This is a genomic window from Ruegeria sp. BHSA163 (assembly GCF_059613365.1).
On record NZ_JBXWSJ010000001.1, the window covers coordinates 105,298 to 118,439 of the forward strand.

The 13,142-nt window shown below is 54.1% G+C and carries 15 protein-coding genes; 1 reads left to right on the forward strand and 14 read right to left on the reverse strand.

The window, feature by feature from the left end:
* Positions 1 to 2: 2 nt before the first annotated feature.
* From pal to ruvC, 10 genes are all read right to left on the reverse strand, one after another.
* A complete protein-coding gene (gene pal, locus AC2FNV_RS00525) occupies positions 3 to 506 on the reverse strand; it encodes a peptidoglycan-associated lipoprotein Pal (RefSeq protein ID WP_170604677.1) in 504 nt (167 codons plus the stop codon).
* A gap of 87 nt (positions 507 to 593) precedes the next feature.
* On the reverse strand, positions 594 to 1,913 hold the full coding sequence (gene tolB, locus AC2FNV_RS00530; protein ID WP_170473698.1) for a Tol-Pal system beta propeller repeat protein TolB: 1,320 nt from the start codon (positions 1,911 to 1,913) through the stop codon (positions 594 to 596).
* Entirely contained in the window at positions 1,910 to 3,013 is a 1,104-nt protein-coding gene (gene tolA, locus AC2FNV_RS00535; protein ID WP_170604675.1) for a cell envelope integrity protein TolA, read from the reverse strand. The genes tolB and tolA overlap by 4 nt, the downstream gene beginning before the upstream one ends.
* Before the next feature lie 15 nt (positions 3,014 to 3,028).
* Complete coding sequence (gene tolR / locus AC2FNV_RS00540) at positions 3,029 to 3,499, reverse strand: protein TolR (protein WP_170473704.1); 471 nt, start codon at positions 3,497 to 3,499, stop codon at positions 3,029 to 3,031.
* 1 nt (position 3,500) lies between these two features.
* Positions 3,501 to 4,196 (reverse strand): protein TolQ, encoded by a 696-nt coding sequence (gene tolQ / locus AC2FNV_RS00545; RefSeq protein WP_170604673.1) that lies wholly within the window; start codon positions 4,194 to 4,196, stop codon positions 3,501 to 3,503.
* A gap of 109 nt (positions 4,197 to 4,305) precedes the next feature.
* A complete protein-coding gene (gene ybgC / locus AC2FNV_RS00550) occupies positions 4,306 to 4,689 on the reverse strand; it encodes a tol-pal system-associated acyl-CoA thioesterase (protein WP_170473706.1) in 384 nt (127 codons plus the stop codon).
* Positions 4,686 to 5,309: a hypothetical protein gene (locus AC2FNV_RS00555; protein WP_170604672.1), complete on the reverse strand. Its 624-nt coding sequence runs from the start codon at positions 5,307 to 5,309 to the stop codon at positions 4,686 to 4,688. The genes ybgC and AC2FNV_RS00555 overlap by 4 nt, the downstream gene beginning before the upstream one ends.
* Before the next feature lie 60 nt (positions 5,310 to 5,369).
* Complete coding sequence (gene ruvB, locus AC2FNV_RS00560) at positions 5,370 to 6,389, reverse strand: Holliday junction branch migration DNA helicase RuvB (protein ID WP_170604670.1); 1,020 nt, start codon at positions 6,387 to 6,389, stop codon at positions 5,370 to 5,372.
* Between the two features lie 4 nt (positions 6,390 to 6,393).
* On the reverse strand, positions 6,394 to 7,074 hold the full coding sequence (gene ruvA, locus AC2FNV_RS00565; RefSeq protein WP_170604668.1) for a Holliday junction branch migration protein RuvA: 681 nt from the start codon (positions 7,072 to 7,074) through the stop codon (positions 6,394 to 6,396).
* On the reverse strand, positions 7,071 to 7,568 hold the full coding sequence (ruvC, locus tag AC2FNV_RS00570) for a crossover junction endodeoxyribonuclease RuvC (RefSeq protein ID WP_170473713.1): 498 nt from the start codon (positions 7,566 to 7,568) through the stop codon (positions 7,071 to 7,073). Before ruvC ends, ruvA begins: the two co-directional genes overlap by 4 nt.
* Before the next feature lie 332 nt (positions 7,569 to 7,900).
* Here ruvC and AC2FNV_RS00575 point away from each other — a divergent pair, with 332 nt between their 5' ends.
* The gene (locus AC2FNV_RS00575; protein WP_170473714.1) at positions 7,901 to 8,113 is read left to right on the forward strand and encodes a DUF1127 domain-containing protein; all 213 of its coding nucleotides are present in this window, start codon (positions 7,901 to 7,903) and stop codon (positions 8,111 to 8,113) included.
* Between the two features lie 108 nt (positions 8,114 to 8,221).
* Here AC2FNV_RS00575 and AC2FNV_RS00580 read toward each other — a convergent pair whose 3' ends face one another.
* From AC2FNV_RS00580 to AC2FNV_RS00595, 4 genes are all read right to left on the reverse strand, one after another.
* Positions 8,222 to 8,566 carry a hypothetical protein gene (locus tag AC2FNV_RS00580; RefSeq protein ID WP_170473715.1) on the reverse strand — a complete coding sequence of 115 codons (345 nt, stop codon included), beginning with the start codon at positions 8,564 to 8,566 and terminating at the stop codon, positions 8,222 to 8,224.
* Positions 8,567 to 8,670: 104 nt separating this feature from the next.
* Positions 8,671 to 9,543, reverse strand: coding sequence for a 50S ribosomal protein L11 methyltransferase (locus tag AC2FNV_RS00585; protein ID WP_170473717.1), 873 nt, complete (start codon positions 9,541 to 9,543; stop codon positions 8,671 to 8,673).
* A 64-nt stretch (positions 9,544 to 9,607) separates the two neighbouring features.
* A complete protein-coding gene (locus AC2FNV_RS00590) occupies positions 9,608 to 10,840 on the reverse strand; it encodes an MFS transporter (protein WP_170473720.1) in 1,233 nt (410 codons plus the stop codon).
* Between the two features lie 79 nt (positions 10,841 to 10,919).
* A complete protein-coding gene (locus AC2FNV_RS00595) occupies positions 10,920 to 13,115 on the reverse strand; it encodes a primosomal protein N' (protein WP_170604666.1) in 2,196 nt (731 codons plus the stop codon).
* Positions 13,116 to 13,142: the final 27 nt, after the last annotated feature.

A 13,142-nucleotide genomic window follows, 5' to 3' on the forward strand; every position in this document is an offset into this window, starting at 1 on the left:
TTTTACCCCGTGGTTGAACCCGTCAGCACCGTAACTGCGCGGCGGTTCTTGGAATAGCATTCCTCAATACTGCAAATCTCGATCGGACGCTCTTTGCCATAACTGACCGTTTCCAAGCGATTGCCTGCGACACCACGCGAGATCAAAAACTCTCTGGCTGCATTGGCCCGACGAGCGCCAAGGGCTAAGTTGTATTCGCGCGTTCCCTGTTCATCCGCATGGCCTTCGATCGTCGCTACAAAGTCGGTATTGGCCAATAACCAATCCGCCTGGCCTTGAAGAACTGTCTGAGCAGCCGGTGTCAAAGTAGACTGATCCACTTCGAATAATACCCGGTCACCAACCGTTTGCTGGAAGTAGGCAGGTGAACGCGGATCGCTTGGCGAACCCGGCACCAACGCACCGTTGCCGCCCTGCCCGGCGCCAAACGCAGAGGGATCATTGTTTGTACATGCGGCCATAAGGGCAATCATGCCCAGCGCCGCAGCTTTGCTCAAAAGGTTCATTTTAAGTGCCTCGTGTTCCGTATGTTTATTATCATATGTTTAGCACAGCCCAGGCTTGTTGTGAACGTCACTCGGACAGGCCCGCGATCAATTCTGCAGTGGTCCCCAAGATGGATCACTACCCCCGTCCGGTGTCCGCACAGGCCGAAGGTTCCGCCCAGAGATATCGACGGAATACAGCGTCGATCTTCCGCTCGCCCCCTGTGTTTCACGGGTAAACATGATGACCCGTCCGTTAGGAGACCACGTGGGCCCCTCGTCCAAAAATGATGCGGTCAGCAGTCTCTCTTCACTGCCGTCTGTACGCATTACGCCAATGTGAAAACGTCCCTTGTTCTGCTTGGTAAACGCAATCAGATCGCCGCGAGGAGACCAGACCGGCGTACCATATCGCCCTTGTCCAAAACTGATCCGAGTGGCCTCGCCACCATTGGCAGGCATTATGTAAAGCTGCGGCGTGCCTGAACGATCACTTTCGAAAACGATCCTCGATCCGTCCGGCGAATAGCTGGGGGCAGTTTCGATCGCTGGCGTGTTTGTCAACCTCACACTCTGACCCGAGGCCAAATCCATTTTCCACAAATCCGTATTTCCACCTTGGGTCAAGGAGTAGACGATGGATCTTCCGTCCGGCGAGAACCGCGGCGAGAAACTCATGGTGCCTTCCTGTGTGTTTAGTTCCTGCCGCTTTACCCGGCCTACGTCCAGAACGTAAATTCTCGGTTGGCCGGTCTCGTAGCTTGTGTACAGCAATTGTTCACCATTTGGCGAAAACCGAGGCGCCAGAACGATTGCCGCACTGTCCGTCAGGTACTGTACGTTCGCACCATCGTAATCCATTATCGCCAGTCGCTTTCGGCGCTGATCCTTAGGGCCGCTTTCCGATACAAATGCAACGCGACTGTCGAAATATGCCCCCTCGCCGGTGATCCGGCTATACACTTGGTCAGACACTTTGTGGGCCATTCTGCGCCAACCTTCGGTAGTTCCCGCAAATTGCAAGCCGTTCCCCAGCTCCTGTCCCGAGAACACGTCCCAAACCCGGAACCGCACCGTCAACCGATTGCCCGAAACATTTACTGCACCGGTTACCAGCGCTTCTGCATTAATTGCCTTCCAGTCGGCAAATTGAACTGGGGCATCAAAGCTGCTGACGCGGCTGATGAAAGCATCAGAAGAGATTTCCCGGAATAATCCCGTCCCTGTAAGGTCCGCGGCGACGACGCGCGAGATATCCGCAGCGTATTGCGATGCTGCAGGTCCGTCGGGGACGAAACTTGGCACAGCAAATGGTAAAGGTTCGATGATACCTTGGTCGAGTTCCAGACGCAGAGGCCCGCTTTGCGCATGAACCGGCGCCGACATTAGGGTCAGGCCAACAAAGAGACTGATCAGAAGTTTCATCATTTGATCCGCATCCTCTCGGGATTGAATGTGATCTCAATATCCTGCCATTGAGCGTATTTGTCTGCAGGCAAATCGTATCCTTTGGCCCCACAGCGCAGAATTGCCCGCCGCGCGGCCTCATATGCCTGTTTCGCAGCTCCGGAAGAACCGCCGGTGCTATCGAGCAGTTGCAAGCTGCCACCAACGACTTTTCCGTCGGGTGTCAAGGAAAAACCAACAACGACAACGACGTTCAGCGCATCTGTAGACAACGAACCGACATTCCAGCACCGTGAAACAGCCAGTCGCATTGCATCCTTTTCTCCGCTTGTAAGGGGCGGGCCGGACGGCTCAGCGTCGCTGTCTAATGCTTCGGCCAGTGCATCATTTATGGCTGTTTGATCGCTGGCAGACGGCTCGGTCGGTTCGGGGTCGGGCGTTTCCGCCACTTCGGGCTCTGTCGGAGGAGCCGGGCGGTTTGGTCGGACCCGCGGACGCGGAGACGTCTTGGGCGCAGGATCGTCAGCCTCTTCCGCCTCGGTTACTATTTCGGGCGCAGCTTCTTCAGGCGCGGTCTGATCCTGCTGTTCCTGTTGAATTTCTGCACCGTCATCTAATGATACAGGCGGAGTTTCGACGTCATCCGGCTTGGCTTCTGGCGGAGGAGGCGCAATCGGTTCCGGCGCAATCTTTTCAGCAGGGCTTGGCTGAGCTTCGGGTCCAGGCGGCACCGGCAACGCGACGGTTTCGGTATTCGGCTCTTCCAGCACCGGCGGTTGTTCGGTCACTTCAGGTTCGGAAGGAACTTCAACTGTTTCCGGTTCCGATTCCGCTTCGGGTTCCGAAGGAATGATCGGTTCTGGATTCGGTTGTTCCTCTGTCGTGGGCTCCGGAGTGTTTGTATCTTGTGAGGACGCATCTGGCTGTTCTAGATCAACGGGCGTTGTCGGCACCTCGGGCGCGTCCTTTTGCACAGTCATCGCCGCGAATTGTTCAGCTGATATAAGTGACACTTCCTGAACAGCCATTGGCAACGGTTCGGACCTAAACGTGCCACCGAACAATGCCCAGCTAATAAGGCTGACATGAGCAATCGCTGAAATCTTGGTGCCGGTATCCACCGCGCGACCTCACTCTTAACCGTCGTCCAGGGTTGGCCCACCGGTATCTGTTACCAAACCCACATTGGAAAAACCGCCCGCGTTCAACGCTCCCATTACTTCCATCACCTGAGCGTAGGGAATGGAACCATCAGCGCGCAGGAATACACGGTCACTGCTCCGTTCTGCCGCTATCGCGCGCAATTTGCCAATCAACTCGTCGCGCAATACATCGGTAGTTTGAATCTGCACCCGGCCATCAGCAGTCAGAGTCACCGTCAAGGGTTCTTCGTTATCGCCCGGCAAAGCGCTTGCAGCCGTCTTGGGAAGATCCACGGGCACACCAACAGTCAACAAAGGAGCGGCCACCATGAAGATGATCAGCAAAACCAACATTACGTCAACGAATGGTGTGACGTTGATTTCAGCCATTGGTTGCGCACGTCCGCGGCGCCGCCCGCGCCTGCGACCGTTACCGCCCGAGGGTTGCTGAACCGCCGCACCCATGTCAGCTGTCCAACTGTCTTGATAATATTGTCGCGAATTCGTCAGCAAAGGCTTCATAGCCGCCAACGATTCTGTCACTGTCTGCGCTCAGCTTGTTGTAAAAAATCACCGCCGGAATCGCAGCTAACAAGCCAAGACCAGTCGCAAGCAATGCCTCAGCAATACCAGGCGCCACGACAGCAAGATTGGTGTTTTGCTGCTCTGCAATTTCGATAAAGGCGTTCATGATTCCCCAGACAGTGCCAAAAAGCCCGATGAACGGCGCGGTGGAACCGACCGTCGCCAAAATCGACAGGCCTTTCTGCAGTGTTTCGGCCTCTTTGGCGATGGCCACATCCATTGATCGGTCGATTCTCGCTGTGGCCCCGGCAATCAAGCCCCCATCGGTGCGGTGCGACCTTCGCCATTCAATCATTCCCGCAGCGAATATCTTTTCAGAGCTGCCGTTGGGCTGGGTTCCAACTTGTTCGAAAAGTTCGTCCAGTGGGTTCCCCGACCAAAAGGATTCATCGAACACCTGCGCTTCTTTCCGGGCGGACCGATAGTTTATCAGCTTCTGTATGATAATTGCCCACGACCAGAATGACGCGACCACAAGGATCAGCATCACAAGTTTCACAATAAATGTTGCACGGGCAAATAGCCCCCACATGGAGAAGTCGATCTCCTGCGCCAGCGCCAGCGTTTCAGCTTCCATGAACCTGCTCTTTGTTTTGCCTGATAGCCATTTTCTTGGCCTTGTTTTGTCAGACGCTAACGCAGTTGGGTTCGAAATGCCAACACAACCACCACAAAGGTGTGTTTTATTACATTAATGCGCGAATCTCTGCCGGCAGCCGGATCGGTTTGCCGTCTTTGTTGATACAAACCGCTGTAACCGTAGCGCGAAACAGGTCGGTTTCATCACGCTTAACAACCTGCGCCATGGTCAAACGAACTCCGGACATTGATATGACTTTCGTCTCAACCTCCAAGACATCATCAAATTTCGCGGGGGCCAAATAGTCCGCCTCAATCCGCCGCACGACCCAGACCACCCCAGCGTCTCGCATAGCGTTCTGGTCATTTCCAAGCGCGCGAACATAGTCTGAACGCGCACGCTCAATGAACTTCAGATAATTCGCATGATAGACGACACCGCCCATGTCTGTGTCTTCGTAATACACTCGCACGGGAAAAGTATGGGTCATTGCGGCAGCTCCAAACGGGCAAAAAGGCGCAACGCATGAGATGGATCCTGCGCAGCCCCTGGCAAGACAGGATCATATGCAGCACGGATTATCGCCGCAATCTCAGGTCGCAGGATTGTTTTTTCGCCCGCTAATGCCAGCGGAGATTGGCTGCGAAAAGCACTATCCGACCAAAGAACAATTGTTTGTACAACCTGGCTCAATGCCAACGTCTCGGCTGGAACTTTTGACAATTCCTTATCCATTTTCAGGAAAATAAACGATGCACGAATGGCTCCGTCCTCATCAAACCGGAAAATGCGGTACTGATTGGCATCTGCGGCCATAAGCCGTTCAACCAGAGGTGAAAGATCTGGGATCAGACGGTCAAGGTCGGGAACCTCCAGTAATTCTTGCCACTCCCGAAAAAAGAACACCATGCAGTTGGCACCCAGTTCAGGATCGGTCTCGGCCATCTTGTGCCCTGCCAGCGTCACAACAGCTTCGAAAGCGCCTTTTATTGTCCGCAGAGTTTCCTCTTCGACACCAAAAACAATAGGAACGATTGGTCGCCCCCAACGAGCGAACAAATACTCCCCACTTTCACGTGTAAACAGTTCTTCGATTTCGTCCGGGGTCACGCGTTGCCCTTCATCTTTCCAAAATTACTCTTGCGCCAACCAAATTCTAAATTGCTTCGGTCATCCGAACAGATCGTTTTGACTTTTGGGGGCCGACAAACCCAGATGTGTCCATGCCTTCTGAGCCAGCATGCGCCCTCTAGGCGTTCGTTGAATCAAACCCTGTTGTAACAAATACGGCTCAATCACTTCTTCCAACGAGTCCCGACTTTCTGAAAGCGCTGCTGACAGTGTTTCGATCCCCACAGGGCCACCTGCATAGTTTTCCGCGATCAAGTTCAGGTACCGCCTATCGGCACCATCAAGGCCCAAATTATCGACGCCAAGTCTGGTCAGTGAACTATCTGCCAGTTCGCGCGTAATGCGTCCGTCACCTTCAACAATGGCAAAGTCAACCACTCGACGTAGCAAACGCCCCGCAATCCGTGGCGTTCCACGCGAGCGGCGGGCAATCTCTCTCGCACCGTCTTCGTCTGCGGGTGCGCCTAATTTACGTGCGTTTCGCGTAACGATCTCGTGCAACTCGTCCACGGTGTAGAATTGAAGGCGCGTTGGGATACCGAAGCGGTCGCGCAGTGGCGTGGTTAACAACCCCATGCGTGTCGTTGCTCCGACCAGAGTAAAAGGCTGCAGTTCGATACGAACTGTACGCGCAGCCGGACCTTCTCCGATCACGAGATCCAGCTCGAAGTCTTCCATTGCAGGATAAAGAACCTCTTCCACCGCCGGATTCAGACGGTGAATTTCGTCGATGAACAGAACATCCCGCGACTCAAGATTGGTAAGGATCGCAGCAAGGTCCCCTGCCTTTGCTAGTACGGGTCCCGAAGTCATACGGAAATTCACACCCAATTCCCGCGCCATGATCTGCGCCAACGTTGTTTTGCCCAAGCCGGGCGGACCATGAAACAATGTATGGTCCATTGCTTCACCCCGTTGTCGTGCCGATTGAATGAAAATCCCCAAATTAGCCCGCGCTTCCACCTGTCCGATAAATTCGCCCAGACCCTGTGGGCGCAAGGCGCGATCATTGTCTTCGGGCAAAGGTTCCGGACGCAGGGCGGGATCGGCATCTACCATGTGTTCAGCCTTTCGGAGCCATCAGTTTCAACGCAGCCTTGATCAGTTCAGCCTCGCTCGCGTCCGGCACGTTGGCCGCCGCTTCAGCTACAGCCGACGCCGCATCCGACGGGCTATAACCCAGATTGGAAAGCGCAGATAACGCTCCGGCCGAAGCTGCAGCGGCATCCGAAGATGGCTTCACTGATGGCCTGGTTGATACCGGCGAAGGTTCGACAACATCCACGACGTCAATTTTCGGTCCATCCATCGCATCAGTTACCGTTGCCCCCATTGCCATGACACCCGGCGCTTTGTCCTTAAGATCCAGCACAATTCGCTGTGCCGTTTTAGGCCCGACGCCTTTGGCTGCCTTGACCGCACCCCAGTCACCCAACGCAATTGCCCGGCTCACTCCGTCCGGACCCAAAGCGCCTAAAATGGCTAGTGAAACCTTTGCTCCAACGCCCTGCACGGAACACAGCAACCGGTGCCATTCTTTCTCCATCAGCGACGGAAAACCATAAAGCTGCATCAGGTCTTCACGCACGACCATGTCAGTGTACAGTGCGACCGCCTCGCCCACCACAGGTAACGCGGCCATCGTTCTATCCGAGCAATAAACGATATAGCCTACACCGCGCACGTCGATCAGGATATGATCCGTTGCGCGATAATCCAGCCGACCCGCCAACTTGCCGATCATGCCCGCACCTCTTTGACTTGCACCTGTTGCGACTTTCCGTAATAGGCGTGACAGATTGCAATCGCCAGCGCGTCCGCCGCGTCCGCTCCCTTTGGACTGCAACCGGGCAGCTGCAACTTTACCATGTGCAACACTTGTTCCTTTTCCGCATGCCCAACACCGACGACGGTCTTTTTCACCCGGTTCGGCGCGTATTCTCCAATCTGTAGACCAGCTTGCGCCAATGTCAGCAAAGCAACGCCACGCGCCTGACCCAGTTTGAGCGTTCCAGCCCCATCTTTGTTTACAAACGTTTGCTCAATGGCAGCCTGATCCGGCCGATGTTCGGCGATCACTTCGACAATCTGGTTGTGCAGCGATAATAGCCGTTCTCCAAGATCGTCCCCATCTGATTTGCACAATCCGTTGGCAACGTGACTCAGGCGGCTGCCATGCGATTCGATGACGCCCCATCCTAGGGTTCTAAGCCCTGGATCAATGCCCAGAATTCGCATGATTTGCCCCAGCCTGCTTGGGATTTTGTGATCTTTCTTACTGATTAGCACGAAGCGTGAACATTTTCCAAGAGAATTGAACAGACATCTAAAAACGACAAGCCTGTTCCGCGCACGACACGGCGACCAGTTTACGACAGCAGATATCCTGAAACCGACCAGTTTCTAAACTGAATTTAACCAATGATTTAAAGGCGTTTTAGGAATTTTGAGCATTGCAATAAATGCATACGACCCATGCAAAAAATGTTCTTGTACCATCCAATTTGCAGCACTAGATGCCGCTTGAAATACACGACCGAGCAAAAACGCAATCAAGAAGGAAACAGGATATGGCTGCACTGGATAACACCCGCATCGCCTCTGGCTCATTCGGCCTCGTTGGCCGTATCGGCGCATTTTTCGCATTGGCCGCTAACGCCGTTGTTGAATGGAATGACGCTCGCGTTACACGCAACGCGCTTAACGAATTAACTGACCGCGAACTGGATGATATCGGGTTGTGCCGGGGAGATATCGACGTGGTCGCCGAGGGCCGCCTCTGAGGTGTGAATTTTCGCAACCCAAAAGCCTTTTCTGAATGAAAGGGCAACCACACACCGCTTGCAAAAACGCAAGCGGTGTTTCTTTTAGGGCCGCCTCAATCAAAACTTTTAGTTAAGGACCTTGGCGATCTGGTCCGAAAAGAATTGCGAAACGGGTTCGATCTGCATGATCCAAGCGCCCGCAACTTCTACATTCGTACCCTGGCTCAGAATTTCGACGCGTTCGCTGTAAGCGGGTTCACCCAGATGGAACAGCAACAACGCCTTGAACCCGAAAAAAGCAAGCAGACACAGCAGCAAAACCCTGGCCGGGATCGCCGACTTGACGCGCTGCGGCTTCATTACAACCAAGCCGTCAGGCCGCATCGTTGCTCGATACCCCCGACTTAGTTTTTCATGTTTTTTGTTCAGACGCGTTACGCGCTGACCAAAGTCAAGTTGTTTTCCAGTCATGGCAGCCTCCGAAAACCGCCCCCCGTTTCCACCATTTTACGGTAAAAACAGAATGCGCCGAATCCGTGGCGAAACTCTAAAAAACTCCTGTAAATGGTCTAATTTTAGCCCTGATTTGTTAAGATTAGAGTTGTCCAGTCACCAATTTCTTGTTTTTGAGACTGATTGAAGCCGATTTGGGAATAAACTTTTAGAACATCTTCTGCCTGCTCATTTAGAATTCCCGATAGAATCGCATACCCTCCAATCCTCAAATTGCTCAAAATATCAGGCGCCAATGCAATCAATGGCCCCTTTAGAATATTCGCGAAAATCAAGTCGTATGGCGCGTTTGCCTTCAGGTCGGGATGGTCAAACCCGGCAGCTTCAACACATTTCACTGCGCTGAGCATTTCATTTGCTTTCAAGTTAGCCTCCGCCACTTCCACGGCTACAGGATCTATGTCGCTGGCAATGATCTCACCATCCCAAACTCTTGCTGCCGCCATTGCAAGCACGGCGGTACCGCAACCGATGTCGGCCACCTTGGAGGCTTTGAAACCCTTTTCGATCAATCGATCCAGCGCTTTAAGGCAACCCAAGGTCGTCCCGTGGTGCCCAGTGCCAAAGGCCATCGCAGCCTCGATCAAAAGTGGGATGCATCCGTCTGGCAACTTATCGGCATCATGGCTGCCATAAACAAAAAACCTGCCTGCCTCGACCGGGGCCAATTCACGGCGGACATGTGCGACCCAATCCGTTTCCGGAAGTTCGGAAACGACAAAAGGTCTGGCTTGAAAAGCTGCCGCCAAAACAGCCAATGCGGTTTCGTCGGGAGTTTCGGTAAAGTAACCCCCAACTTCCCACAGACCTGAACCGTCTTCTACTTCGAATACTCCAACCCCCGTTGGTTCAGGAAATAAGCGTTCCATTGCGTCGCCAAGACTTTCGGCAAGGGCTTTGCCGGAAAGAGTCGTCAAGGCTGTGAATGTAGGCATAACGACCTCCTGTCTAAAATAACCCAGCGCCTAGGGCCACAGACAGTCAAGGTCAAGCTTCCGCTTATTCAGCCGGTGCCGGAGCATATTTGGAAAGGACGGTTTCGTTTCCCGGTTCCGGGTGGCGCGGGATCAGCAGAGACAGGCCCAATGAAACAAGCGCCATCATTGCCGCCATAGCGAAGACTGCACCGGGTGAGACGACCCACAACAACCCCAAAAGCGCTGGCAGGAAGACAGCCGCGATATGATTGATGGTAAAGGCCACAGCAGCCGTTGGTGCAATATCCGCCGGGTCGGCTATCTTTTGAAAGTATGTCTTCAGCGCCAGCGCCAATGCGAACAGCACATGGTCAGCTACATAAAGGATCGCGGCCAACAGCACACCCCATCCAAACCAATAGATTCCGCCGTAGGCCGCAAACACAATGGCAAGACCCGTATACTCAAAAATCAATGTGCGGCGTTCTCCGAACCTGGACACCGCTTTACCCAGCAACGGGGCTGCCATCATGTTGATCGCCAAGTTTATCAGGTAGAGGCTGGTTAATTCATGAACCTCAAAACCGAATTTCTCGACCATCATGAAGCCTGCAAAAACCACGAAAATCTGCCTTCGCGCACCGGCCATGAACTGCAATGCATAATACAACCAATATCTGCGGCGAAGAACCAGCTTTTTGGTCTGCGCTGTAGGTGAATCGAATTGCGGGTAAGCGACTAAACAAAACAGCGCCAATACTGCGGCAAGCCCACCCGCAGCCATAAATACCGCGTTATAGGACAGATCAAAACGATCCCAAGTCAGTACGATCACGCCGTAGACGACCATGGTCGCGGCGGAACCCATCGCCACAAGCCATCCCAACACCTGAGGGGCGCGGTCTATAGGTAGCCATTGCAATTGCAGAGACTGGTTGACTGTTTCGTAGTAATGGAACCCAATGGAGCTGAATAATGTAACAAACAATAGGCCACCTAGGCTGGGAAACCACGCCGTTACTGCAGTCGCCACGCCCAGCAACATCAGCGAAATCATCGCCAGAACCTGCTCTCGTATGAACAAGATTACCGCGATCACGCCGACAGCAAGAAACCCTGGAATTTCGCGCACCGTGTGCAGAAGCCCGATATCTGCACCGTCGAAATTCGCTACCTCAATCACAAAGTTGTTCAGCAGGGCGCTCCACGCGTTGAAGGCGATCGGCATAATAATTGCCATCGCGAACAGCAACGTGACGGGTCGGCGCCAGAACGGAAGGCTCCGCGCTTCGGAAAGCGGCATGAGTTTCAGCATGAATGCCCTGTACGCCCATTTAAGCGGCTTGGCGAGAGAGAAAGCGCAAGGGCACAGTGGATCTGCATAGATGCAGACCTTAGTAAAAGCTTTGCGGATCGATATCGACAGTCAGACGAATGTCGCCTTTCAACTGAAGGGGCGCAATCCAACGGGCGATGGCATCCTGAATCGGTGCAGCTTTAGGTGCTTTGACAAGTAACCTTACCCGGTGCCGTCCGCGAATGCGGGCGATGGGAGCCGGGGCCGGGCCAAAGACTTGGGCGCCGATTTCGCGTAGTGGCGCGTCGTTGCGTGCCATCGCGTTGCCAATGTCAAAGACAAGCGCGGCTTCCGGACCAGATAATACAATTCCAGCCATTCGACCATACGGGGGCACACCCGCCGCCTGCCTTTCCGCCGCCTCCGTTCGCCAGAATCCCTCTTCATCCCCCGAAAGTATTGCGCGAATGACAGGGTGCTCTGGCTGAAACGTCTGCAAAAGAGCCTGACCCGGCCTGTCGGCCCGCCCTGCCCGTCCAGCCACCTGCCGCATCAATTGAAATGTCCGCTCAGCTGCCCGAAGGTCCGCACCATGCAAGCTGAGGTCCGCATCGATTACACCGACCAAAGTCAACTTTGGAAAATTATGCCCCTTGGCCACAAGTTGGGTGCCGATGACGATATCTGCGTTTCCTTCCGCAATTTCCTCGATTTTGGCTTTCAGCGAACGGGCCGAACCGAACAAGTCAGAACTGAGCATCTCTATTTCGGCATCAGGGAATGTCGCCTCAGCTTCTTCGGCTAATCGCTCAATTCCTGGTCCGACCGGGGCCAGTTTACCTTCGACGCCACAGGATGGGCAGGCCTCTGGCATCGGTTTGGTCTCACCGCATTGATGGCACATTAAGCGCTTAAGGAAACGGTGCTCGACCATCCGCGCATCGCAGTGATCACATGCAATTTGTTCGCCGCACGCCCGGCACAAGGTCACAGGCGCATATCCGCGTCGGTTTATGAACAAAAGCGACTGCTCGCCCCTTTCGATCCGCTGGTGAACGGCCTGCCGCAACGAAGGGGAAATCCACGTCCCTGGCTGCATCTGTTCGGCACGCATGTCGATTGGCTTCATTTCTGGCAAAACTGCGTCTCCGAAACGCGAAGTCAGGTCCAATCGATCGTACTTGCCCGCCTGAGCGTTTGCCCAGCTTTCAAGCGATGGCGTCGCGCTTGCCAGAATTACTCGCGCTCCGCAGATGGCTGCACGCAAAACCGCCATGTCACGGGCGCTGTAGTGTACACCGTCTTCCTGCTTGTAAGACGTGTCATGTTCTTCATCGACGACCACTAAGCCCAGATTGCGAAAGGGCAAATACAGAGCTGATCTTGCTCCGACAACAAGCTGCGCATTACCCTGCCCGACCATGCGCCAAACCCTGCGGCGCTCGGTCATCGTCGCACCTGAGTGCCACTCTGCTGGTCTGGCTCCAAACCGCGCCTCGACTCGGGTTAGGAATTCTGCTGTAAGGGCAATTTCAGGCAGCATAACCAGCGCCTGACGACCTTTTCGCAAAACCTCTGCTACTGCTTCAAGATAAACCTCAGTTTTGCCCGAACCGGTGACACCTTTCAGTAACGTTGTGCCATAATCTTCTGTACGTATTCCCTCTTGCAACTTATTGACTGCATCTTGCTGATCCTCAGTCAATTCCTTGCCCGGTAAATCCGGATCGAGATGCGGGTATGGCAAATCACGCGGACTGTCCTCTTCTCGCACCGCACGCTGTTTCACTAGTCCTTTTACTACCGACGAAGTAACACCAGCCTGTTCGGCCAGTTCCTTTAGTGTAAAAGCCAGACCACCGTATTCGCGCAATACTTCCAGCACCCGAGTGCGTGCATCGGTTATTCGATCTGGCAGCCTGTCACCCAAGCGGTATATCTTGCGCATCGATGGCGGGTCGCCCAGACCCGGCGCCCGTGTGGCCAAACGCAGCATCGAAGGCATTGGTGTCAGCGTGTAATCCGCGACGCGTCCAAGAAAGACCAGCATTTCTTCGCGCATTGGCGGCACTTCGAGTTTTCGGATCACTGAACGAACCTTGCTGCGATCGAAATCACCTTTCCCTGGCCCCCAAACCACTCCCAACACCTTACGTGGCCCTAGTGGCACTTCGACGAAAGCACCAAGAAAACACCCTCCTTCGGGTGCTTTGTAATCCAAAGTCCGATCAAGAGGCTGAGTGGTCAAAACGGCCACCAACTCACCTTCTTCGAAAAATTCTTGGGCGCTCAAGGCTAATGCATCCTCGGCAGGGGTTTC

Coding starts and splice junctions, on each gene's coding strand:
- AC2FNV_RS00585 (WP_170473717.1), bottom strand. CDS start 9,543: ATGCCTACATTCACAGCCTTGACGACTCTTTCCGGCAAAGCCCTTGCC.
- tolR (WP_170473704.1), bottom strand. CDS start 3,499: ATGGGTGCGGCGGTTCAGCAACCCTCGGGCGGTAACGGTCGCAGGCGC.
- ruvB (WP_170604670.1), bottom strand. CDS start 6,389: ATGGTAGATGCCGATCCCGCCCTGCGTCCGGAACCTTTGCCCGAAGAC.
- tolQ (WP_170604673.1), bottom strand. CDS start 4,196: ATGGAAGCTGAAACGCTGGCGCTGGCGCAGGAGATCGACTTCTCCATG.
- tolB (WP_170473698.1), bottom strand. CDS start 1,913: ATGATGAAACTTCTGATCAGTCTCTTTGTTGGCCTGACCCTAATGTCG.
- AC2FNV_RS00590 (WP_170473720.1), bottom strand. CDS start 10,840: ATGCTGAAACTCATGCCGCTTTCCGAAGCGCGGAGCCTTCCGTTCTGG.
- ruvC (WP_170473713.1), bottom strand. CDS start 7,568: ATGCGAATTCTGGGCATTGATCCAGGGCTTAGAACCCTAGGATGGGGC.
- AC2FNV_RS00580 (WP_170473715.1), bottom strand. CDS start 8,566: ATGACTGGAAAACAACTTGACTTTGGTCAGCGCGTAACGCGTCTGAAC.
- ybgC (WP_170473706.1), bottom strand. CDS start 4,689: ATGACCCATACTTTTCCCGTGCGAGTGTATTACGAAGACACAGACATG.
- AC2FNV_RS00575 (WP_170473714.1), top strand. CDS start 7,901: ATGGCTGCACTGGATAACACCCGCATCGCCTCTGGCTCATTCGGCCTC.
- pal (WP_170604677.1), bottom strand. CDS start 506: ATGAACCTTTTGAGCAAAGCTGCGGCGCTGGGCATGATTGCCCTTATG.
- ruvA (WP_170604668.1), bottom strand. CDS start 7,074: ATGATCGGCAAGTTGGCGGGTCGGCTGGATTATCGCGCAACGGATCAT.